The organism is Micromonospora sp. NPDC002575, assembly GCF_042889525.1.
GTDB classification, from domain to species: domain Bacteria; phylum Actinomycetota; class Actinomycetes; order Mycobacteriales; family Micromonosporaceae; genus Micromonospora; species Micromonospora carbonacea.
Genome location: NZ_JBIARA010000018.1, coordinates 68,454 through 89,418, shown reverse-complemented (window position 1 = coordinate 89,418; position 20,965 = coordinate 68,454). Strand labels below are relative to the sequence as shown.

The window sequence follows — 20,965 nt, the reverse complement described above, 5'->3', positions numbered from 1 at the left end:
TCAGCCCTCGATGTTGCGGTGCCGGGTGCGCAGCTTGAACGGCATCAACGCGCTTTCGATCTTGGTGGCGGTGGTCATCTTCGAGGCACCCTCGCGGCGCTCCTCGAACCGGATCGGCACCTCCAGGATGGTGTGCCCCAGCTTCGTGGCCAGGTAGTGCATCTCCACCTGGAAGCTGTAGCCGTTGGACTGCACCCGGTTCAGCCCGATGTCGCGCAGCGCGTCGGCCCGCCAGATCTTGAAGCCCGCCGTGAGGTCGCGGATGCGCACCCGCAGCAGCGTGTGCACGTAGAGGTTGGCCCAGCCGCTGAGCGCGCGGCGATAGAGCGGCCACGCCTCGTCGAGCTGGCCGCCGGGCACGTAGCGTGACCCGATGACCACACCGGCCTGGGTGGACAGCAGCGCGCCGAGCATCCCGGGCAGCGCCTCCGGCGGGTGGGACAGGTCCGCGTCCATCTGCGCCACGTATTCCGCGCCGCCGTCGAGGGCCCGGCCGATCCCGTCGACGTACGCCCGGCCGAGGCCCTCCTTGCCGGCGCGGTGCACGACCTCCACCCGCTCGGGGTGCTCGATGGCCAGCTTGTCGGCCACCTCGCCCGTGCCGTCGGGGGAGTTGTCGTCGGCGACCAGCACCTTCAGGCCCGGCAGCGGCAGCGCGAGGAGCCGTTCGACCAGGACCGGGAGGTTACCCGCCTCGTTGTAGGTGGGAACCACGACGGTCAGGCGTGCGTCCCGCCACGGGGCGGGCAACTGCACGGGTTCGATCATGACGGACATCCTCGGTTTGCCGACAGGTTTACCTGAGAGGGTAGCCAGTTGCCCGTTCCATGTCGTAATGGCTCCCCGTCCGGCGCGCGCGACATGCCGTGCGCAGGGCGGGGAGCCCGGTGGCGCGCCGGGCCGTCCGACCGGCGGGCCTTAGGGTCGTCGCCCCCGCCTCCCCGTCGCCGGGCCGGTGCGGCGCGTCACCGGTCCGCCTTCTGCCGGGTCGCGATGTCGGACAACCGGCGCAGCGTCTCCTTGTTGCGCTGGTGCAGCACCAGGTCGTTGAGCTTGGTGCGGACCCAGCGCAGGGGGCCGGCGGCGAAGTCCTCCCCGATGCGCACCCGCGTCGCGCCGTCGCCGACGGGTTCCAGGGTGAAGATCACGGTCGCCTCGCCCGCCGGCCACAGCCCCGCCCTCAGCACCAGCCGGTGCGGCGGCTCGCAGGCCAGCACCGTCGAGGCGTCCTGGAGGGAGAACGGCCACGGCCCGGCCTTGTGGTGCAGCCGCGCGCCGACGCGGGGCCAGGCGTCGTCGACGTCGCGCACGTGCACCGTGCCCACCACCCAGTCGCTGTACGTCCAGCCGTCGGCGAGCACGTCGAACACCTGCTGCGGGGGTGCCGGGATCACTTTCTCCACAATCGCCACCGCGCCCCCGTACCCCGCTCCCGGCGGCCCCTAACGAGCCGGACGGGTTAGCTTCTCGGCGGCGGCGGGTATCGCGGCACCGGACGGTGGCGGGGCGGCGGGTGTCGCCGCGCCCGACGGCGGCGGGCACCGCGCCGCCGGCGACGTTTACTCCTCGGGGCGCAGGGAACCCGCCGCCCGTGCGACGGGACCAGAAGGAGCCGGATCAGCGCAGGTCAGCCCGGGTCGACCCGGGTCCTGGCCGGGGCGGGTCCGGCGGCGTCCTGTTCGACGCGGTGCTGCTGGACCGCGACGGCACGCTGGTGGAGGACGTGCCGTACAACGGCGACCCCGACAAGGTGCGCCCGCTGCCCGGCGCGCGGGAGGCCCTGGACCGGCTGCGCGCCGCGGGCCTGCGGCTGGCCGTGGTGACCAACCAGTCCGGGCTGGCCCGGGGCTGCTTCACGGCGGGGCAACTGGACCGGGTGCACGCCCGCGTCGAGGAGCTGCTGGGACCGTTCGACTCCTGGCACGTCTGCCCGCACGACGACGACGCCGGGTGCGACTGCCGCAAGCCGGCCCCGGGCCTCGTCCACGCGGCGGCGGCCCGGCTGGGCACGACGCCGCAGCGCTGCGTGGTGGTGGGCGACATCGGGCGGGACATGGCCGCCGCCCTGGCCGCCGGGGCGCACGGGGTGCTGGTGCCGACGCCCGTCACCCGGCCCGAGGAGGTCGCGGCGGCCCCGTGTGTGCGCCCCACCCTGCCGGCGGCGGTCGAGGAGATCCTGCGCCGGCAGGCCGCCGTCGCCCCGGGCGCGCCCCGCGCGGCGGGCACGGTGCTGGTGGTGCGCAGCGACTCGGCCGGCGACGTGCTGGTCACCGGGCCGGGCATCCGGGCGGTGGCCGCCCACGCGCGGCGGGTGGTGCTGTTGTGCGGGCCGCGCGGCCGGGCGGCGGCGGAGCTGCTGCCCGGGGTCGACGAGATCGTCGAGTGGCCCCTGGAGTGGATCGACCCGGACCCGGGCCCGGTGGACGCGGACCGGACCCACCGGCTGGTGCAGCGGCTCGCGGCGGTGGGCGCGGACGAGGCGGTGATCTTCACCAGCTTCCACCAGTCGCCGCTGCCGCTGGCGTTGCTGCTGCGCCTGGCCGGCGTGCCCCGGATCGCCGCGATCAGCGACGACTACCCGGGCAGCCTCCTCGACGTGCGTCACCGGGTGCCGGCGGGGGTGCCCGAGCCGGAGCGGGCGCTGTCGCTGGCCGCCGCCGCCGGCCACGCCCTGCCCGGCGGCGACCAGCCCCGGCTGCGCCTGCGCCGCGACGCCGTGCCCGCCCCGCCGCCGCAACTCGACCGGCCCGGGTACGTCGTGCTGCACCCCGGCTCGACGGCCACGGCCCGGGCCTGCCCGCCCGAACTGGCCGCCCGGATCGTCCGGGCGCTCGCCGGGGCGGGCCACCGCGTGGTGGTCACGGGGGGACCCGGCGAAAGCGAACTCACCGCCCGGGTCGCCGCGGCCGGCGGAGTCGACCTCGGCGGGCGCACCGGCCTGGCCGAGCTCGCCGGGATCATCGCCGGCGCGTCCGCGCTCGTCGTCGGCAACACCGGACCCGCCCACCTGGCCGCCGCCCTCGACGTGCCCGTGGTCAGCCTGTTCGCCCCGACCGTCCCGTACGGGCAGTGGGGCCCGTACCGGGTGCCCACCGTGCGCCTCGGCGACGCCGGGGCCGCCTGCCGCGACACCCGCGCCGCCACCTGCCCCGTACCCGGGCACCCCTGCCTGGCCGGGATCGACCCCGGCGCGGTCCTCGACGCGTTGCGCCTGCTCGGCGTCCGCGCAGGGACGCCCGCCGACCCGACGGGCGCGCCTCGCCGGGACGGCGACCCGGACGGTACGCGCCGTGGGGCGGCCGGCGCGGCGGACCGGGTGGCCGTGCCGGCCGGCGGCGTCTGGAGCGGCCGATGAACGTCCTGGTGTGGCACGTGCACGGCTCCTGGACCACGTCCTTCGTGCACGGCAGGCACCGCTACCTGGTGCCCGTCACCCCCGACCGGGGCCCCTACGGCCTCGGCCGGGCCCGCACCTACCCGTGGCCCGACAGCGCCGTCGAGGTCACCCCGCAGGAGCTGCGCCGGGCCGACGTCGACCTGGTCGTCCTCCAGCGCCCCGAGGAGTTCGACCTGGCCTGCGACTGGCTGGGCCGGCGGGTCGGCCGGGACGTGCCGGCGATCTACGTCGAGCACAACACCCCCAAGGGGGACGTGCCCAACACCCGTCACCCGATGGCCGACCGCGACGACCTGCTGCTCGCCCACGTGACCGGGTTCAACGAGCTGTTCTGGGACAACGGGGCCACCCGCACCGCCGTCGTCGAGCACGGCGTCGTCGCGCCGGCCGTCGAGTGGACCGGCGAACTCGACCGGCTCGCCGTCGTCATCAACGAGCCGGTACGCCGCTGGCGGGTCACCGGCACCGACCTGCTGCCCCGCTTCGCCGAGCTGGCCCCCCTCGACGTCTTCGGCATGGGGGTGGCCGGGCTGGCCGACCGGCTCGGGCTGCCCGCCGACCGGGTCGTCAGCCACGACGACGTGCCGCAGGAACGGATGCACGCCGAGCTGGGCCGGCGGCGGGCGTACCTGCACCTGTGCCGGTGGACCTCCCTCGGGCTCAGCCTGGTCGAGGCCATGACCATCGGCATGCCCGTCGTCGCGCTCGCCACCACCGAGGCGGTGGTGGCCGTCCCGCCCGAGGCCGGCGCGCTCTCCACCCGCGTCGACGACCTGCTGCGGGCCGCCCGCCGGTTCCTCGACGACCCCGAGGCCGCCGGGCGGGCGGGCGCGGCGGCGCGCAAGGCCGCCCGGGACCGCTACGGGCTGGAGCGTTTCCTCGCCGACTGGGACCGGCTGCTGGAGGAGGAAGTATGCGCATCGCGATGATCTCGGAGCACGCCAGCCCGCTCGCCGTCCTCGGCGGCGAGGACGCCGGCGGCCAGAACACGCATGTCGCGGAGCTCTCCGCCGCGCTGGTGGCCGCCGGTCACGACGTGCGGGTCTACACCCGCCGCGACGCGGTGGACCTGCCGGTGGCCGTCCGCGCCCCCGACGGGTACGACGTGGTGCACGTGCCGGCCGGCCCGGCGGAGCCGATGGCCAAGGACGCCCTGCTGCCGCACATGCCGCAGTTCGGCCGCTGGCTCGCCCAGCGGTGGCGCGGCGGGGACTGGACGCCGGAGGTGGTCCACGCCCACTTCTGGATGAGCGGCCTGGCCGCGCTGGCCGCCGGCCGGCGCACCGGCGTGCCCGTGGTGCAGACGTACCACGCCCTGGGCACCGTGAAGCGGCGGCACCAGGGCGCCCACGACACGAGCCCGCACGGCCGGATCCGCGACGAGCGGGAGCTGGGCCGGGCCGTCGACCGGGTGGTGGCCCAGTGCCAGGACGAGGTCGGCGAGCTGGTCCGCCTCGGGGTGCCCCGCGGCCGGATCAGCGTGGTCCCGTCCGGGGTCAACCTGAGCACGTTCGCCCCGCTCGGCCCGGCCGTCGGGCGGGAGCCGGGCCGGGCCCGCGTCCTCACCGTCGGCCGGCTGGTGGAACGCAAGGGCTTCCAGGACGTCATCCGGGCGATGCCCCTGGTGCCCGACGCCGAGTGCGTGGTGGTGGGCGGCCCGCCCGAGGGGCTGCTGGAGACCGACCCGCACGCCCGGCGGCTGCGGGCCCTTGCCCGCGAGTGCGGCGTCGCCGACCGGGTGCGCCTGGTCGGGGCGGTGCCCCGGGAGGAGATGGGCCGCTGGTACCGCTCCGCCGACGTGCTGGTCGCCGCCCCCTGGTACGAGCCGTTCGGGCTGACCCCGCTGGAGGCCATGGCCTGCGGGGTGCCCGTGGTCGGCACGGCCGTCGGCGGGCTGACCGACACCGTGCTCGACGGGGTCACCGGCGACCTGGTGCCGGCCCGGGACCCGCGTGCGCTGGGCGTCGCGATCCGGGGCCTGCTCGACGACCGGATCCGCCGGTTCGCGTACGCCGCCGCGGCCCGCGACCGGGCCCGGAGCAGCTACTCCTGGGCGGCCACCGCGCAGCGGCTGGCGGAGGTGTACGGCGCGGTGGCCGCCGTGCGCCGGCCCACCCGGGTGGTCGCCTGATGGCCGCCGCCCGCCCGGCCCGCCCGGCCGGTTCCGCCACCGGCCCGGCCCGGCCCGCCACCGGTTCCGCCGCGCCCGCCGCCGGCCCGGCCGGTCCCGCCGCCGCCTCGGTGCTCGACGCGCACCTGGCCGCCCTGGCCGCCGCGCTGCTGCCCTACCGGCGCTCGGAGGAGCTGCTGGCCCGCTGGGGCGGGGAGCTGGCGTACCGGCTGGCCGCCGGCGGCCGGCTGCTGGTCGCCGGCAACGGCGGCAGCGCCGCCGAGGCCCAGCACCTCACCGCCGAACTCGTCGGCAAGCTCCGCGACGACCGTGAGCCGCTGTCGGCCATCGCCCTGCACGCCGAGACCAGCGCGCTCACCGCCATCGGCAACGACTACGGCTACGACGAGGTCTTCGCCCGGCAGGTCCGCGCCCACGGCCGGCCCGACGACATCCTGCTGCTCATGTCGACCAGCGGCGTCAGCGCCAACCTCGTCGCCGCCGCCCACGCCGGCCGCGACGCCGGGCTGCGCTGCTGGGCGTTCACGGGCCCTGCCCCCAACCCCCTCGCCGACGCCTGCCACGACACCCTCGCCATCGCCTCCCCCGACAGCCAGGTCGTCCAGGAGCTGCACCTGGTCTCCACCCACGTGCTCTGCGAGTACGTCGACCGGGTGCTGCCCGCCGCGCTGGCCGCGGCGGGCCGCGCCGTGCCGGCCGCCAGCGGAGCGGCGGGCCGCGCCGTGCCACCGGCCGCCAGCGCGGCGCCGGCGGCCGGCGGACCGGACGCTGCGGTGCGCGCCGGTGTCGAGGTGGTGCTCGACGACGGTACGGGCCGGCAGCCCGAGGCGGGATGAGGAGGCGAGCTGATGACGGGACCCGTGGTGGTGGTCGGTGACACCCTGCTCGACCGGGACGTCGAGGGGGCGGTGAACCGGCTCTGCCCGGACTCGCCGGTGCCCGTCCTCGACGAGTCCACGGCCGTCGACCGGCCCGGCGGGGCCGGCCTCGCGGCGGTCTTCGCGGCGGCGCAGGGCGTCGAGGTGGCGCTGGTGACCGCCCTCGCCGACGACGCGGGCGGGGCGCGGCTGGCCGAGCTGCTCGCCGCCGCCGGGGTGCAGGTGTACGCGCTGCCGCTGCGCGGCGCCACCTGCGAGAAGATCCGGCTGCACGCCCGGGGCCGGGTGCTGCTGCGCCACGACCGGGGCGGGGCGGACGGGGAACCCGGCGAGCCGAGCGAGGCCGTGCTGCGGCTGCTGGCCGCCGCGTCCGCCGTGCTGGTCAGCGACTACGGCCGGGGGGTGGCCCGCCAGCCGGCGCTGCGGGCGGCGCTCGCGGCCACCCGGGCCCCCGTGGTGTGGGACCCGCACCCGCGCGGCCCCGCCGCCGTGCCGGGCGTGCACCTGGCCACCCCGAACGAGTCCGAGGTGCGCGAGCTGGTGAAGGCCGCCCCGGGGGCGTCCCGGCTGGCCACCGCGTCGCGGGGCGCGCAGGAGCTGCGCCGGCGCTGGCGGGCCGGCGCGGTCACCGTGACCCTGGGCGGCGACGGGGCGCTGCTCTGCCACGCCGGCTCCACGCCGCTGGTGGTGCCCGCGCCGGCCAGCGCCGAGGGGGACACCTGCGGCGCGGGCGACCGGTTCGCCGCGACCGCCGCCATCGCCCTGTCCCGGGGCGCGCTGGTCTCCGAGGCGGTGCAGGAGGCCGTCACCGAGGCGTCAAGGTACGTCGCCGCCGGGGGAGTGGCCGCCGCCCTGCCGGCCCCGGTCCGGGCCGCCGCCGCGCCGCCGTCGCGCCCCGGCGGGCCCCGGATCGGGGTCGCCGCCGCCGCCGAGGTCGTCGCCGGGGTACGCGCGGGCGGCGGCACGGTGGTGGCCACCGGCGGCTGCTTCGACCTGCTGCACGCCGGGCACGTGGCCACCCTGGAGGCGGCCCGGCAGCTCGGCGACTGCCTCGTCGTCTGCGTCAACTCCGACGCGAGCGTGGCCGGGCTGAAGGGCCCGGACCGGCCGGTGGTGCCGCAGGGCGACCGCAGCCGGCTGCTGGCGGCGCTGGGCTGCGTCGACGCGGTGCTGGTCTTCGACGAGCCCACCCCGGAGGCGGCGCTGACCTGGCTGCGCCCCGACGTGTGGGTCAAGGGCGGCGACTACGCCGGCGGCGGCGAGCCCGCGCTGCCCGAGGCGGAGGTGCTGCGCCGCTGGGGCGGGCACACGGTCGTCGTCCCGTACCTCGACGGGCGCTCGACCACCGACATGATCGCCGCCGCCCGCGCCACCGGCGGAACGAGCGGGCTCCGGACGCCGGGCCGGCGGGTGGGCGTCGACGCGGACGGCACGACGATCAAGGGGGCACGATGAGCGCGAGCGCACCGGGAGCCGGGCCGACCGTCCTGGTCACGGGCGGGTCCAGCGGGCTGGGGGCGGCCGTGGTGGCCGCCGTGGCGAAGTCCGGCGGCCGGCCGGTGGTGCTGGACCGGCAGGCGCCGGCCGACGGGGTGCCCTGGGCCGAGTGCGACCTGGCCGACACCCGCGCCGCCGAGGCCGCCACCCGGCACCTCGCCGAACGCTCCGGCGGCCTCGACGCCGTCGTCACCGCCGCCGGCATCGACGTGCCCGGCCGGCTCGCCGACGTCCCCGGCGACACCTGGGACCGCATCGTGACCGTCGACCTGCTCGCCACCGCCGCCGTGATCCGGGCCGCCCTGCCGTGGCTGGAGGCGGCCCGGGGCAACGTGGTCACCGTCGCCTCCACCCTCGGCGTCAAGGCCGTCAGCGACGCCACCGCCTACTGCGCCGCGAAGTTCGGCGTGGTCGGCTTCACCCGCGCCCTCGCCGCCGAGCTCGCCGGCTCCGTCGGCGTCACCCTGCTCGTCCCCGGCGGCATGCGCACCGCGTTCTTCGACGAACGCGACGCCCAGTACCGGCCCGGCCCCGACGCCAGCCTCAACGACCCCGCCGACACCGCCGCCGCCGTCCTGTTCGCCCTGTCCCAGCCGCCCGGCAGCGCCGTGCGCGAACTGGTCGTCTGCGCCGAGCGGGAGTCGTCGTACCCGTGATCCTCGCCCTGCGCGCCCTCGGCGTCGGCGACCTCGCCACCGCCGTGCCCGCGCTGCGCGCGCTGCGCGCCGCCCACCCCGGCCGGGAACTCGCCCTGGCCGCCCCCGCCTGGCTGGCCCCCCTGGTCGGCCTCGTCGGCGGCGTCGACCGGCTCGTGCCGGCAGCCGGCCTGGCCCCCCTCGACCGGCCCGGCCCGCCCCCGGAGCTGGCCGTCAACCTGCACGGGCGCGGCCCGCAGTCGCACCGGCTCCTCGCCGCCACCCGGCCGCGCCGGCTGCTCGCCTTCGCCAACCCCGACGCCGGGCACGCCGACGGCCCCGACTGGCGGCCCGACGAACACGAGGTCGACCGCTGGTGCCGGCTGCTCGACTGGTACGGCATCCCCGCCGACCGCACCGACCTCGCCCTGCGCCGCCCGCCCGCCGGCCCGACCCCGGCCGGGGTGAGCGTCGTGCACCCGGGCAGCAAGATCCCGGCGAAGCGCTGGCCCCCCGGGCGCTTCGCGGCGGTGGCCCGCGCGTTGGCGCGGCGCGGCCACCGGGTGGTGGTCACCGGGTCGGCCGACGAGCGGGCGCTGGCCGGGCGGGTGGCCCGTCAGGCGGGGCTCGCCCCGGACGCGGTGCTCGCCGGCCGCACGGACCTCGGCGGGCTGGCCGCCCTGGTGGCGCACGCCCGCCTCGTGGTCAGCGGCGACACCGGCGTCGCCCACCTCGCCACCGGCTACGGCACCCCGTCGGTGGTCCTCTTCGGCCCGGTCCCGCCGGCTGAGTGGGGGCCGCCGGCGGAGCGGCCGTGGCACCGGGCGCTGTGGGCGGGGGCGCCCCGGCGCGGCGGGCCGGAGGGGGATTGGCCCGCACCTGCCGGGGTAGGAACCGACCCGGCGTTGGCGGCGATCGGCGTCGGCGAGGTGCTGGCCGCCGTGGCGGAGGCGGAACAGGCGGTGCGAGTTGCCGGTGCGGTTACGGCGTAGCGACCCGGGCAGGCCCGGCTACGGCCGCCGGCGGCGCGGCCGGGGTTGGCTGTTCCTCGACCCGGCCGGCGACCCGGTGCGCGACCCCGACGAGCTGGCCCGGCTGCGGGAGCTGGTGATCCCGCCGGCCTGGCGGGACGTGTGGATCTCGCCGTACCCCCACGGGCACATCCAGGCCACCGGCGTCGACGCGGCCGGGCGCAAGCAGTACCTCTACCACCCCCGGTGGCGGCAGCAGCGCGACGAGGCGAAGTTCGACCACGTGCTGGAGGTCGCCCAGCGCCTCCCCGTGCTGCGCGAGCGGGTGGGGCGGGACCTGTCCGGCCGGGGGCTCAACCGGGACCGCGTGCTGGCCACGGTCACCCGGCTGCTCGACATGGGCATGTTCCGCGTCGGCAGCGACCAGTACGCCGTCGGCGACGACGCCACCTTCGGCGTGGCCACGCTGCGCCCCGAGCACGCGCGCAGCCGGGGCGGCTGCGTGGTCTTCGAGTTCCCCGCCAAGGGCGGCGTCGAGCAGGTGCGCCGCATCGAGGACCCGCAGTTGTGCCGGGTGCTGACCAACCTGCGTCGCCGGCGGCGCGCCGCCGACCGGCTGTTCGGCTACTGGGACGGCCGGGGCTGGCGGGACGTGCGCAGCGACGAGGTCAACGAGTACCTGCGCGACGCCAGCGGCGGCGAGATGACCGCGAAGGACTTCCGCACCTGGCACGCCACCGTGCTGGCGGCCACCGAGCTGGCCGGCCACGCGCCGGCCCGCTCCGTGACAGCCCGCCGCCGGGCGGTGGCGGCGGTGATGCGTCAGGTCGCGGAGCTGCTGGGCAACACGGCGACCGTCGCCCGCACCTCGTACGTGGACCCCCGGGTGGTGGACCTGTTCCACGACGGCGTGGTCGCCCCGGTGCGGCCGGAGACCCCCCGCGCGGAGGCGGAGCTGCGGGTGCTGGAGCTGCTGGCGGACGCCTGACGCCCCGCCGGCCGCGGCCCACCCGCGGCACTGGCCCACCCGCCGTGCCGGGCGACGCGCTGCCCGGCACCGGGCGGCCGCCCGCGACCGTGTTGTCGCGGGCGCCTCGCCACGGCCCCCGTTACGTGCGGGTCGCCTCGGGGTTGCCCCGAGTCCGGCCCGCACCCAGTATCTGGGCGGGACCGGCCGGGGAGTTGACCCCGGGTGCCAGGTGGTTGACCATCCGTGCCGTCGCGGGGAGGCCCCGGTGGCCCGACCGCCGCGCCCCGGCGTCGGCCGGCCCCGGCCGGGCGCTCTCCCGCCAGGCCCGGGGGCTGAGGCCGTACGCGGCGCGGAAGGCGCGGCTGAAGTGCGCCTTGTCCCGAAAGCCCCAGCGGGCGGCGATGGCCTGGACGGGACGGTCGCCCAGCAGCGGGTCGGCCAGGTCCCGCCGGCAGCGTTCCAGCCGGCGGCGGCGGATGGCCCCGCCGACGGACTCCTCCTGGTCGGCGAAGAGGCGATGCAGGGTACGCAGGGCGACGTGATGGGCGTCGGCGACGGCCCGGGGCGACAGCTCGGGGTCGTCGAGGTGGCGCTCGATGAAGTCGTGGACCTGGGTGAGCAGCGCCTGCTGGCGCATCTCGGCCGGGAGCCGGGGCTCGGCGTCGAGGTGGCGGGCGAGCAGCAGGGAGATCAGGGTGAGCGTGACGTCGGCCAGGTGGGGCGCGTCGGCGGCCCGGAACTGCTCCGGGTGCCGGGTGAGCCGGAGCAGGTGCTGGGCCAGCAGCGCGCCGGGGCCCTCCGTGCCGGACATCCGCGCCGCGGTCAGCCCGCCGACCTTGTCGGGGTGCAACGGGAGGCGGGCGCGGGGCACCAGCGCGGTGACGGCGCCGGCCTGGGCCCGCTCGGCGCCCCGGCCCGAGTGCACGATCCGGTGGGGGCGCGCCCAGTCGACCAGGGTCAGGTCGCCGACGGGGATCGCGTTCGTGTCCCGGCCGGCGCCGATGACGCTGGTGCCGGCGAGGGTGAGGGCGACCTGGAAGACCTCCGGATCGGCCTGCCGGATCAGGCGCGGAGTGCGCCGGCCGGCCAGGGACTGGTAGCGGAACCGGCACAGCTCGACCTCGCCCAGCGTCACCACGTCGACGTCGGCCCGGAAGTCCGCCGTGTGTTCGCTGTCCATCGCCATCGGGGCGGAGGCGCGGGAGGCGAGCTCCGTGAAGAACGGCCAGCGTTCCGGCGCCGGCAGCGCCGTCGTGTCCAGCCTCTCGGTGCGCAGCCCACCCATCAGCGGCCTCCCCGTCGTCGCCTTCCTCCATTGTCGACGCCCGGGCCGGCGGGGAGCGCCGCCGGGTCGGACGCCGTCGCGGGTCAGCGGCTCGGGGCAGCGGCCCCGGCAGCGTCGGTGTCGGCCCCGGCGTCGGCCCCGGCGGCGTCGGTGGCCCCGGCGGCGTGGCCGTCGTACGCCGCGCGGTTGGCGAGCACGTCGTCCATGTGCGCCTCGGCCCACCCCTTCAGGCCGCGCACCGTACGGTGCAGGGAGTGGCCGAGATCGGTCAGCTCGTAGGTGACCGTGACGGGCACGGTCGGCGTCACGGTGCGGGTCACCAGGCCGTCGCGTTCGAGGGAGCGCAGCGTCTGGGTCAGCATCTTCTGGCTGACGCCGGCCAGCAGGCGCGACAGCTCCGAATAACGCAGCGGCCGGGGCTCGCCGGCGCAGTCGGCGCCGAACCGGTGCGAGCCGTCGCTGCCGAGCGCGGCCAGCACCAGCGTGACCCACTTGTCCGCGATGCGGTCGAGAAGCTGGCGACTCGGACACTGGGTCAGGAAAGCGTCGTACTCGGCCTTCGCCCGGGCCCTCTGCTGCGCCGCCGTCCTCGTTGCCATGGGTGCCGCCCTTCCGCCGCCGGTACGTTACGCACCTTCGGGTGCCCACTTCCGCACAGGAAGTTACCCCCGCACAGTAACGAGCATGATCTCCACTTCCCTTCCCGGCGGCACCTGGACGCTGGGTGACCTGACCGTCACCCGGTTCGGCTACGGTGCCATGCAACTCGCCGGGCCCCGGGTCATGGGCCCGCCGGCCGACCGCGACGGCGCGCTCGCCGTCCTCCGGGAGGCCGTCGCACTCGGCATCACCCACATCGACACCTCCGACGCGTACGGGCCGCACGTCACCAACCGGCTGATCCGCCAGGCGCTGCACCCGTACCCCGACTCGCTGCACATCGTGACCAAGGTCGGCGCGAACCGCGACCGGCAGGGCGGCTGGCCGCCGGCCCGTGACCCGCAGAGCCTGCGCCGGTCCGTGCACGAGAACCTCGACAACCTCGGGCTCGACGTGCTCGACCTGGTCAACCTGCGGCTCGGCGACGCCGCGGGGCCTCGGCCCGGCCCGGTCGCCGAGGCGTTCGAGACGCTCGTCGCGCTGCAGCAGCAGGGCCTGATCCGGCACCTCGGCCTGAGCAACGCCACGCCGGAGCAGGTCGCCGAGGCCCGGGCGATCGCGCCGATCGTGTGCGTGCAGAACATGTACAACCTCGCGCACCGCCAGGACGACGCCCTGGTCGACGCGCTCGCCGGGCAGGGAGTGGCCTACGTGCCGTTCTTCCCGCTCGGCGGCTTCACCCGGTTGCAGTCCGCGGCGCTCGCGGCCGTGGCCACCCGGCTGGGGGCGGCGCCGATGTCGGTCGCCCTGGCCTGGCTGCTGCGGCGGTCACCGAACATCCTGCTGATCCCGGGCACCTCGTCCGTCGCGCACCTGCGCGAGAACGTCGCGGGCGCGGGCCTGGCCCTCTCCGCCGACGACCTCGCCGACCTGGACGAGGTCGCCGGCTAGACCCCGGGACCACGCTTGATCGTCTGCTGTCTCGTGAGACGACACGCCGGTGAGGCTCTCCGGAACCAGCAGACGATCAAGCGCCCTCGCCGGCCACGCCCGGCGCCCTGACAGCCGATCCCCGACGGGGAGTCAGTCGTTGAGGACCTGGGAGAGCCGGTCGCGGAAGCGCCGCTCGGAGTCGCTCACCACGTCGCCGCCGAGGCCCAGGATCCCGCCGCTGGACGCCGCGCTCACCACGTGCTCGGCGATCTCCACCAGCCAGTGCTTGTAGGCGCCGGCCTCGCCCTCGTCGACCTTCTCGGCCAGCAGCCGGGCCGCCGAGGCCGCCCGGTTCAGCACGTCCTCGATCACCGCCCGCGGGTCGGACGGCGCGATCACCGGCAGCTCCTCGCCGGCCTCCGGGTCACCCACCCGGGACACGATCTCGCCCGCCACGGCCGCGACGAGCGGGCTGGCCGACTCGCGGCCCGTGGCGATGCTCTCCAACCCGGCCGCGTTCTCGGCCATGGTGCGGCGGGCGCTGTCGTGCTCGGCGGCGCTCGCCGCGGTCAGCACCGACTGCGGCAGGCCGACCAGCAGCCCCCACTCCTCGTCGGAGAAACCGAACCCGGTGTACGCCGGCTGTTCGATCACGACCGCGCTCCTCTCGTCTGTTTCCATCTCGGTGCCGTGGGCACCCTGGCCCATCCCGGTGCCGTGGCCCGGCTCAGGCTAGTCGAGGGTCAGCAGGCCCTGTTCGGACACCACGCGCACCGACAGCGTCTTGTACCCGACCTCCTCGAAGAGCACCGTCATCCGGTCCTCCTCGTAGCTGAGCACCATGCCGGGACCCCACTCGGGGTGGCGCACCTGGCTGTGCACCGGGAACGGCCCGCTCGCGCCGTCGTCGGCGACGCTGGTGCCGGCGACGCAGTTGTCGCAGTGCCCGCAGACCCGCGTCATCTGCTCACCGAAGTACGCCAGCAGCGCCTGCCCCCGGCAGCCGGCCGTCTCGGCGAAGGCCCGCATCATGTCCGTCCGCGACCGGGTGACGCTCTGCTGGCGTTCCGCCTCGGCCCGCGCCGCGTCGCCGGCCTCGACCGGCGTCGGCGAGTACCGGGGCGCGCCGACGCGCTGCCGCGACCGGGGCTCGGCGGCGCCGACCTGCTCCAGCAGGGCGAGATACTGGCCCAGCTTGCGCGGGCCCAGGCCCGTCGCCTCCCGCAGCTCCTTCTTGCTGGCCGGCCCGCGCCGCAGCAGGGCCGCCAGGTCGCGCAGCTCGGTGGCGTCCGGCAGGCCGCCGCTGAAGAACCGTTGCAGGCCGACGTCCTCGGCCTGCCACAGCAGGAGCACCCGGGCCGGCTCCCCGTCGCGCCCGGCCCGGCCGATCTCCTGGAAGTAGCTGTCCGGCGAGTCCGGCAGCGCCATGTGCACCACCCAGGCGATGTTCGGCTTGTCGATGCCCATGCCGAACGCCGAGGTGGCCACCATGATGGGCACCCGGTCGGCGAGGAACGCCTCGTGCAGCTCGCCGCGCGCACCGGCGGGCATCCCGCCGTGGTAGAACTCCGCCGGGAAGCCGGCGTCGGTGAGCCGGGCGGCCAGCTCCTCGGCCGCCCGCCGGGTCGGCACGTAGATGATCCCGGGGCGCCGGTCCTCGCGCAGCAGGGCGAGCAGCCGCCGCCACCGGTAGTCCTCGGTGGGGCAGTGCGCGACCTCCAGGAAGAGGTTCGGCCGGTCCAGCCCCGAGACGACCACCTCGGCGTCGCGCAGCCGCAGCCGGGCGACGATGTCGTCGCGTACCGGAGGGGAGGCGGTGGCGGTCAGGGCGACCACCGGGGGCCGGCCGATGCCCTCGACGAGGTGGCCCAGCGCCAGGTAGTCGGGGCGGAAGTCGTGCCCCCAGGCCGAGATGCAGTGCGCCTCGTCGATCGCCACGAGCGCGGGCTTCAGCGACCTGACCTCGGCCATCCGGTCGGGGTTGGCCAACTGCTCCGGCGTGATGAACAGGAACTCGGCCCGGCCCGCGCGGACCTCGTCGATCGCCTCCGCCTGCTGGGCGGGCGTCTCGTCCGAGCTGATCCGCACCGCCCGCAGCTCGGGGCGGCGGCGCTCGTTGAGGGCCGCGATCTGGTCCTGCTGGAGGGCGAGCAGGGGGGAGATCACCACGGTCGGGCCGGGGATCAGGCTGGCCGGGATCTGGTAGATCGCCGACTTGCCGGCGCCGGTGGGCAGCACCACCAGGGCGTCGCGTCGCTTCATCACCGCGCGCATGGCGGCGAGCTGGTTGGGCCGCAGCGCTTTCCAGCCGAAGAGGCTCCGCGCCGCGCGGCGCAACGTCATGGAGTGCGTGGACAGCTTCATCGAGGGCCGGTGGTACCCGGGTCGATCACCCCCGAAACCCGCCCTAGCGGAAGGAAGGGCCCCCTGTTAACGCATTCTGTTGCACAGGGGGCCCTTCCAAACACGGCAAGCGGCTGCGGGGTCAGCGGCGGCCGAACATGGCCCGGATCGCGGCGAGCAGCAGGAGGCCGCCGACGATCAGGCCGAGCAGGCGGACGCCGGGCACGTCGGCCGCGCCGGTGGCGTCGGCGAGCGGCGGAACAGGCATGTGGGAACTCTCCCACGAAGGGGCCGGACCGCGCCAGACAGTAACAGTAAGGTTTATTGACTATTTGCCGGCGGTGGTGTGACCATGGCAGCACCGCCGCGGCCCGCGGCCGGTCCGACACGGCACAAGACGGGGGTACGGCAGCCGCATGAGCAGCGCACCGAGGGGGAACCTGGCGAGCCTGGCGGCCGCCGTCCTGCAACCCGGATTCGTCGGCACCGCCCCGCCGCCGTGGGTCCTGCGGTGGCTCGGCGACGGACTCGGCTCGGTGGTGCTCTTCGCCCGCAACATCGTCGACCTCGACCAGGTCGCCGCGCTCACCGCCGCGCTGCGCGCCGAGCGCCCCGACGTGATCGTCGCTATCGACGAGGAGGCCGGCGACGTCACCCGCATCGAGTCCGGCCAGGGCAGCTCCCGGCCCGGGAACTTCGCTCTCGGCGCCGTCGACGACCCGGAGCTGACCGCCGGGGTCGCCCGCGACCTGGGCCGCGAGCTGGCGTCCGTCGGCGTCACCCTCGACTACGCCCCGGACGCCGACGTCAACTCCAACCCCGCCAACCCCGTGATCGGGGTACGCGCCTTCGGCGCCGACCCGGCCCTCGTCGCCCGGCACACCGCCGCCTGGGTACGCGGCCTCCAGTCCGGCGGGGTCGCCGCCTGCGCCAAGCACTTTCCCGGCCACGGCGACACCCGCGTCGACTCCCACCACGACCTGCCCCGCATCGGCGGCAGCCGCGAGCAGCTCGACGCCGCCGAACTGGTGCCGTTCCGGGCCGCCGTGGCGGCCGGCGTGCAGGCGGTGATGACCGGCCACCTGCTCGTGCCGGCGCTCGACCCGCGGCTGCCGGCCACCCTCAGCCCCCGCATCCTCGGCGGCCTGCTCCGCGAGGAACTGGGCTTCTCGGGCGTGATCGTCACCGACGCGGTGGAGATGCGGGCGGTCGCCGACCGGTACGGCTTCGCCGGCGCGGCGGTCCGCGCCCTCGCCGCCGGGGCGGACGCGATCTGCGTCGGCGGCGAACGCGCCGACGAGGACGCCGCCCGCGAGCTGCGCGACGCGATCGTGGCCGCCGTCGTCGCCGGTGAGCTGCCCGAACAGCGGCTGGCCGAGGCAGCCAAGCGGGTCGGCCAGCTCGCCGCCTGGACGGTGGCCGCCCGGGCGGATGCCCCGTCCCGCCCCGCCACCGCACCCGGCGGCTCCCCGATCGGGCTGGCCGCCGCCCGCCGCGCCGTACGGGTCACGGCGAGCGCCGCCGAGGCCCTGCCGCTGGCCGGGGCCCCGCACGTGGTCGAGTTCGAGCCGCCCCGCAACATCGCGATCGGCGCGGAGACCCCGTGGGGGATCGCCGCCCCGCTGGCCGCCCTGCTCCCCGGCAGCACCGCCGTCCGCCTCGGCGTGGACGATCTCGGCGCTCTTGGCGGTGCTGTCGCCGAGGCCGCCGGCCGGCCGCTGGTGCTGGTCGTCCGCGACCTGCACCGGCACGACTGGATGCGCGCCGCCGTGGCCCGGGCCCTCGCCGCCCGCCCGGACGCGGTGGTGGTCGAGCTGGGCGTGCCTGCCCTGGTCACGGGCGCGGTGCACGTCGCCACCCACGGCGCGACCCGGGCCGGTTCCCTGGCCGCCGCCGAACTGCTTGCCGGCACGGGGCGCGTCGCCGCGATGCCGCTGGCGGGCGTGGCCGAGCCCGTGGTCGGCTGAGCCCTCCGGTCGGCTGAGCCCCTCGGTCGGCTGGGCCCTCCGCTCGGCTCGGCCTCTGCTCGGCTGGGCTCTCTGCTCCGCTGGGCCCCCTGCTCGGCTCGGCCCGGGGCGAGCAGAGGGCGGCGGCCGTCAGGGGGCGGGGGCGACCAGGTCCGCGTACTCGGGGTGACGCTCGATGAAGGCCGCCATGAACGGGCACCTCGGCACCACCCGGCCGCCGCGCTCGCGGACCTGGTCCAGGGTGGCCCGCACCAGCGCTGCCCCGACACCCTTGTTCTGGAACTTCGCGTCGACCTCGGTGTGGGTGAAGATCAGCACCTCACCCCGGGGCAGGTACGCGGTGAACCCGGCCAGCGCGTCGTCGACCAGGATCTCGAAGCGGTGGCGGGCGGGATTGTCCTCGACCAGGAAGCTCACCCGGCCATTCTGCCCCCGCCACCGGCCGCCCGGTCCAGTTCAGCCCCGGTGGGGGTGGGTGAGAAGGGTGCCCTTCTCTACCGTAAGCGTTAACAGGGGGCCCTTCCTTGCACCATGGGCGGGTCGCGGGGGTCTCGTACCCTTGATCGCGTGACGAACCGACGCGGCACCTTCCCGTCCACCCCCACCCGTCGCGCCGCCGGCCTGCTGGCCGGCCTGGCGCTCGGCGTCGCCCTGCTCGCCGGGTGCAGCTCCGAGGGCGCCTCCACCGACTGCGGCCTGGACTCCTGCGCGGTGACCTTCGACCGGGGCGTCGAGGCCAGCGCCACCATCCTCGGCGTCGAGGCCAAGCTGGTCGGCGCCCAGGGCGACCAGGTGACCGTCGAGGTCGCCGGCGAGCAGCTCTCGCTGACCGTGGGCCAGCAGGCCACCGAGGTCGGCGGCTTCGCCGTGACCCTGGACAGCGTCACCAACGAGCAGGTCGTCATCCGCGTCTCGCGCAACCCCAACGGCTAGCCGACGCCGCCGCGTGGGCGGTGGCCGACGTTTGGGGATCTCCGCAATCGGAGATTGAGGCGCCATGTCACTCACCCGGAACGCCGAAGCCACCGCCTCGCAGGCCGCGAGCAGCCGGTGGCTCGAACTACTCGCCCGGGCCGGCTTCATCGGCTACGGCGTGGTGCACCTGTTGTTCGCCTGGCTGGCCCTGCAGATCGCCTTCGGCGACTCCGGCGGCAAGGACGGCGACCAGGCCGGTGCGCTGAGCACCCTGGCCGAGCAGCCGATGGGCAAGTTCCTCTGCGTCGCGATCGCCGTCGGCATGCTTGCCATGGCGATCTGGCAGGCGCTGGAGGCCGCCGTCGGGCACCGCGCCGAGCGCGGCCGGGAACGGCTCGTCGAGCGGGTCGCCTCCGCCGGCCGTACCCTGGTCTACCTCTACTTCGCCTGGACCGCCTGGAAGGTCTTCTCCAGCGCCGGGTCGAGCGGCGCCGACCAGCAGGAGGCCCTCACCGGCAAGCTGATGGAGTCCGGCGGCGGCCGGCTGCTGGTCGGCCTGGCCGGGCTGGTGCTCGCCGCGATCGGCGTCGGCCTGGTGATCTACGGCTGGAGGAAGACGTTCCGCAAGCACCTCAAGACCGGCGAGATGGACGCGCACACCCGCACCCTGGCCCTGCGCCTCGGCACGGCCGGCTACGTCGCCAAGGGCGTCGCGTACGGCATCGCCGGCCTGCTGGTGGTCGTCGCCGCGGTCAACTACGACCCGGAGAAGGCCCGCGGCCTCGACGCCGCGCTGCGCGCCCTGCGCGACCAGTCGTACGGCCCGTTCCTGCTCGCCCTGGTCGCCCTCGGCATCGCCTGCTTCGGCGTGTACTGCTTCCTCCAGTCCCGGTACCGCAAGGTGTGATCCGTCCCGGCCCGGCCGGTCTCGGCCCGGCCTGGTCGACACGGCGGACAGCGGGCAGCATTGGGCCTTTGCCCGGATCGAGGGACCGCCGAAGGGGGAGAGACACCCGTGCAGAGCTACCTCATGACGATCGTCGCCGCGCTCGCCGCGGCGGCGATCGCCCTTTTCCTGGCCGAGGTGGTGCACCGGACGACCCGCCGGCTCGGCCGGCGCTCGTTGCTGATGACCGAGCTGACCGACCACGCGCACCGCCCGTTCCAGGTCGCCGCGACCGTGCTCGCCGTGCAGTTCGCCGTCCGGTTCTCCACCGGCTACGCCGTCGGCACACCGTGGCGGCAGGTGGTGCTGCACGTGCTGGTGCTCGGCATCATCGTCACCCTGTCCTGGCTGGTCGCCTCGCTGCTGGTGGTGGTCGAGGACGTCGCCCTGGCCCGGTTCCGGGTGGACGTGCCGGACAACCGGCACGCCCGCCGCGTGCGTACCCAGGTGGTGATGCTGCGCCGGCTGACGATCGCGGTGATCGTGATCCTCGCCGTCGGCGTGATGCTGATGACCTTCCCGAGCGTCCGGGGGGTCGGCGCCGGCGTGCTGACCTCCGCCGGTGTGGTCGGTGTGGTGGCCGCGCTCGCCGCGCAGAGCCTGCTCGGCAACGTCTTCGCCGGCCTCCAGCTCGCCTTCAGCGACGCGGTGCGCCTCGACGACGTGGTGGTCGTCGAGGGGGAGTGGGGACGCATCGAGGAGCTGACCCTCAGCTACGTCGTCGTGCAGATCTGGGACGACCGCCGGCTGATCCTGCCCACCTCGTACTTCACCAGCAAGCCCTTCCAGAACTGGACCCGCACGGAGGCGGCGGTGCTGGGCACCGCCGAGTTCGACGTCGACTGGTCGATCAACGTGCAGGCGATGCGGGAGGAGCTGCGCCGGCTGGTGGAGGGCAGCGAGCTGTGGGACGGCCGGGTCTGCGTCCTTCAGGTCACCGACGCCACGGGCGGCCTGATCAAGGTGCGGGCGCTGGTCAGCGCGGCGAACGCCGGCAGCCTGTGGGACCTGCGCTGCCTGGTGCGGGAGCACCTGGTCGGCTGGGTCCGGGACCACCGCCCGACCGCCCTGCCCCGGATGCGGGCCGAGGTCGGCGACGCGTCCGGCGCGCTGCCCTGGCAGGCGGTGCAGCCCCGCCGCCCGGCGCGCCGCCGGGCCGACGCGGACGTGCCCGACGACGCCCGGGTCTTCGGCGGCAGCGACGACGGCGCGGCCCGCAGCGAGGCGTTCGTGGGCCCGGACGAGCCCGCCGCCCGCCCGGACGCCCCGGCCCCGCCGCCCGGCGACGCCCCGGCCCCGCCCCGTGACGCCGGGGGCACGTCGACGGACGCGCCGGCCCCGTCGAGCGGCACCCCGGCCCCGTCCGACAACCACGCCGCCGCCCCGCGCTGACGCCCCGCGCTGACGCCCCGCGCTGACGGCCTGCGCGGCGCGTCCTGCCCGGGTGGCGGCGCGTTGAACCGCCGGAGGCCCCGTCGCGGGGCCGGCCGGGTTTGA

Annotated in this window: 20 protein-coding genes and 1 pseudogene; 13 read left to right on the top strand and 8 right to left on the bottom strand. The window is 76.4% G+C overall.

The window, feature by feature from the left end:
* A complete protein-coding gene (locus ACFYWL_RS24230; protein WP_386976650.1) occupies positions 1-768 on the bottom strand; it encodes a polyprenol monophosphomannose synthase in 768 nt (255 codons plus the stop codon).
* A 197-nt stretch (positions 769-965) separates the two neighbouring features.
* Entirely contained in the window at positions 966-1,403 is a 438-nt protein-coding gene (locus ACFYWL_RS24225; protein WP_386976647.1) for an SRPBCC family protein, read from the bottom strand.
* Between the two features lie 188 nt (positions 1,404-1,591).
* Between ACFYWL_RS24225 and ACFYWL_RS24220 the strand changes: the two genes are divergently transcribed.
* The 8 genes from ACFYWL_RS24220 to ACFYWL_RS24185 are packed head-to-tail and all read left to right on the top strand — an operon-like array spanning position 1,592 to position 10,497.
* Entirely contained in the window at positions 1,592-3,355 is a 1,764-nt protein-coding gene (locus ACFYWL_RS24220; protein WP_386976644.1) for an HAD-IIIA family hydrolase, read from the top strand.
* Complete coding sequence (locus ACFYWL_RS24215; RefSeq protein WP_386976641.1) at positions 3,352-4,326, top strand: glycosyltransferase; 975 nt, start codon at positions 3,352-3,354, stop codon at positions 4,324-4,326. The genes ACFYWL_RS24220 and ACFYWL_RS24215 overlap by 4 nt, the downstream gene beginning before the upstream one ends.
* The gene (locus ACFYWL_RS24210; protein WP_386976638.1) at positions 4,311-5,528 is read left to right on the top strand and encodes a glycosyltransferase; all 1,218 of its coding nucleotides are present in this window, start codon (positions 4,311-4,313) and stop codon (positions 5,526-5,528) included. Before ACFYWL_RS24215 ends, ACFYWL_RS24210 begins: the two co-directional genes overlap by 16 nt.
* Entirely contained in the window at positions 5,528-6,364 is an 837-nt protein-coding gene (locus ACFYWL_RS24205) for an SIS domain-containing protein (protein ID WP_386976635.1), read from the top strand. Before ACFYWL_RS24210 ends, ACFYWL_RS24205 begins: the two co-directional genes overlap by 1 nt.
* A 12-nt stretch (positions 6,365-6,376) precedes the next feature.
* Positions 6,377-7,861 (top strand): PfkB family carbohydrate kinase, encoded by a 1,485-nt coding sequence (locus ACFYWL_RS24200; protein WP_386976632.1) that lies wholly within the window; start codon positions 6,377-6,379, stop codon positions 7,859-7,861.
* Positions 7,858-8,559, top strand: a complete 702-nt coding sequence (locus ACFYWL_RS24195; RefSeq protein ID WP_386976629.1) for an SDR family oxidoreductase — start codon at positions 7,858-7,860, stop codon at positions 8,557-8,559. Before ACFYWL_RS24200 ends, ACFYWL_RS24195 begins: the two co-directional genes overlap by 4 nt.
* A complete protein-coding gene (locus tag ACFYWL_RS24190; protein WP_386976627.1) occupies positions 8,556-9,530 on the top strand; it encodes a glycosyltransferase family 9 protein in 975 nt (324 codons plus the stop codon). The genes ACFYWL_RS24195 and ACFYWL_RS24190 overlap by 4 nt, the downstream gene beginning before the upstream one ends.
* A complete protein-coding gene (locus tag ACFYWL_RS24185; protein ID WP_386976624.1) occupies positions 9,514-10,497 on the top strand; it encodes a DNA topoisomerase IB in 984 nt (327 codons plus the stop codon). Before ACFYWL_RS24190 ends, ACFYWL_RS24185 begins: the two co-directional genes overlap by 17 nt.
* Before the next feature lie 121 nt (positions 10,498-10,618).
* Here ACFYWL_RS24185 and ACFYWL_RS24180 read toward each other — a convergent pair whose 3' ends face one another.
* Positions 10,619-11,764 (bottom strand): helix-turn-helix domain-containing protein, encoded by a 1,146-nt coding sequence (locus ACFYWL_RS24180; protein WP_386976621.1) that lies wholly within the window; start codon positions 11,762-11,764, stop codon positions 10,619-10,621.
* A gap of 83 nt (positions 11,765-11,847) precedes the next feature.
* On the bottom strand, positions 11,848-12,363 hold the full coding sequence (locus ACFYWL_RS24175; protein ID WP_386976618.1) for a winged helix-turn-helix transcriptional regulator: 516 nt from the start codon (positions 12,361-12,363) through the stop codon (positions 11,848-11,850).
* 85 nt (positions 12,364-12,448) lie between these two features.
* On the opposite strand from ACFYWL_RS24175, the gene ACFYWL_RS24170 reads away from it, so the two are divergent.
* A complete protein-coding gene (locus ACFYWL_RS24170) occupies positions 12,449-13,315 on the top strand; it encodes an aldo/keto reductase family oxidoreductase (RefSeq protein ID WP_386976615.1) in 867 nt (288 codons plus the stop codon).
* Between the two features lie 132 nt (positions 13,316-13,447).
* Here ACFYWL_RS24170 and ACFYWL_RS24165 read toward each other — a convergent pair whose 3' ends face one another.
* The 3 genes from ACFYWL_RS24165 to ACFYWL_RS24155 all read right to left on the bottom strand — a co-directional run bounded on the left by ACFYWL_RS24165 (position 13,448) and on the right by ACFYWL_RS24155 (position 15,908).
* Positions 13,448-13,951 carry a hypothetical protein gene (locus ACFYWL_RS24165; protein ID WP_386976612.1) on the bottom strand — a complete coding sequence of 168 codons (504 nt, stop codon included), beginning with the start codon at positions 13,949-13,951 and terminating at the stop codon, positions 13,448-13,450.
* A 78-nt stretch (positions 13,952-14,029) separates the two neighbouring features.
* A complete protein-coding gene (locus ACFYWL_RS24160) occupies positions 14,030-15,661 on the bottom strand; it encodes a RecQ family ATP-dependent DNA helicase (protein WP_386976609.1) in 1,632 nt (543 codons plus the stop codon).
* Between the two features lie 121 nt (positions 15,662-15,782).
* On the bottom strand, positions 15,783-15,908 hold the full coding sequence (locus tag ACFYWL_RS24155; protein WP_386976606.1) for a hypothetical protein: 126 nt from the start codon (positions 15,906-15,908) through the stop codon (positions 15,783-15,785).
* Positions 15,909-16,056: 148 nt separating this feature from the next.
* On the opposite strand from ACFYWL_RS24155, the gene ACFYWL_RS24150 reads away from it, so the two are divergent.
* On the top strand, positions 16,057-17,607 hold the full coding sequence (locus ACFYWL_RS24150; RefSeq protein ID WP_386976603.1) for a glycoside hydrolase family 3 protein: 1,551 nt from the start codon (positions 16,057-16,059) through the stop codon (positions 17,605-17,607).
* Between the two features lie 129 nt (positions 17,608-17,736).
* Here the strand turns inward: ACFYWL_RS24150 and ACFYWL_RS24145 are convergent, their stop codons facing one another.
* Complete coding sequence (locus tag ACFYWL_RS24145) at positions 17,737-18,024, bottom strand: GNAT family N-acetyltransferase (protein WP_386976600.1); 288 nt, start codon at positions 18,022-18,024, stop codon at positions 17,737-17,739.
* Between the two features lie 150 nt (positions 18,025-18,174).
* On the opposite strand from ACFYWL_RS24145, the gene ACFYWL_RS24140 reads away from it, so the two are divergent.
* The 3 genes and pseudogenes from ACFYWL_RS24140 to ACFYWL_RS24130 all read left to right on the top strand — a co-directional run.
* Positions 18,175-18,540, top strand: coding sequence for a hypothetical protein (locus ACFYWL_RS24140; RefSeq protein ID WP_386976597.1), 366 nt, complete (start codon positions 18,175-18,177; stop codon positions 18,538-18,540).
* 64 nt (positions 18,541-18,604) lie between these two features.
* Positions 18,605-19,429 (top strand): DUF1206 domain-containing protein, encoded by an 825-nt coding sequence (locus ACFYWL_RS24135; protein ID WP_386976594.1) that lies wholly within the window; start codon positions 18,605-18,607, stop codon positions 19,427-19,429.
* 108 nt (positions 19,430-19,537) lie between these two features.
* A pseudogene (locus ACFYWL_RS24130) lies at positions 19,538-20,719 on the top strand (mechanosensitive ion channel family protein); the annotation flags it as partial.
* Positions 20,720-20,965: the final 246 nt, after the last annotated feature.

Coding starts and splice junctions, on each gene's coding strand:
- ACFYWL_RS24230 (WP_386976650.1), bottom strand. CDS start 768: ATGATCGAACCCGTGCAGTTGCCCGCCCCGTGGCGGGACGCACGCCTG.
- ACFYWL_RS24215 (WP_386976641.1), top strand. CDS start 3,352: ATGAACGTCCTGGTGTGGCACGTGCACGGCTCCTGGACCACGTCCTTC.
- ACFYWL_RS24210 (WP_386976638.1), top strand. CDS start 4,311: ATGCGCATCGCGATGATCTCGGAGCACGCCAGCCCGCTCGCCGTCCTC.
- ACFYWL_RS24205 (WP_386976635.1), top strand. CDS start 5,528: ATGGCCGCCGCCCGCCCGGCCCGCCCGGCCGGTTCCGCCACCGGCCCG.
- ACFYWL_RS24200 (WP_386976632.1), top strand. CDS start 6,377: ATGACGGGACCCGTGGTGGTGGTCGGTGACACCCTGCTCGACCGGGAC.
- ACFYWL_RS24195 (WP_386976629.1), top strand. CDS start 7,858: ATGAGCGCGAGCGCACCGGGAGCCGGGCCGACCGTCCTGGTCACGGGC.
- ACFYWL_RS24180 (WP_386976621.1), bottom strand. CDS start 11,764: ATGGGTGGGCTGCGCACCGAGAGGCTGGACACGACGGCGCTGCCGGCG.
- ACFYWL_RS24175 (WP_386976618.1), bottom strand. CDS start 12,363: ATGGCAACGAGGACGGCGGCGCAGCAGAGGGCCCGGGCGAAGGCCGAG.
- ACFYWL_RS24170 (WP_386976615.1), top strand. CDS start 12,449: ATGATCTCCACTTCCCTTCCCGGCGGCACCTGGACGCTGGGTGACCTG.
- ACFYWL_RS24160 (WP_386976609.1), bottom strand. CDS start 15,661: ATGAAGCTGTCCACGCACTCCATGACGTTGCGCCGCGCGGCGCGGAGC.
- ACFYWL_RS24155 (WP_386976606.1), bottom strand. CDS start 15,908: ATGCCTGTTCCGCCGCTCGCCGACGCCACCGGCGCGGCCGACGTGCCC.
- ACFYWL_RS24150 (WP_386976603.1), top strand. CDS start 16,057: ATGAGCAGCGCACCGAGGGGGAACCTGGCGAGCCTGGCGGCCGCCGTC.
- ACFYWL_RS24135 (WP_386976594.1), top strand. CDS start 18,605: ATGTCACTCACCCGGAACGCCGAAGCCACCGCCTCGCAGGCCGCGAGC.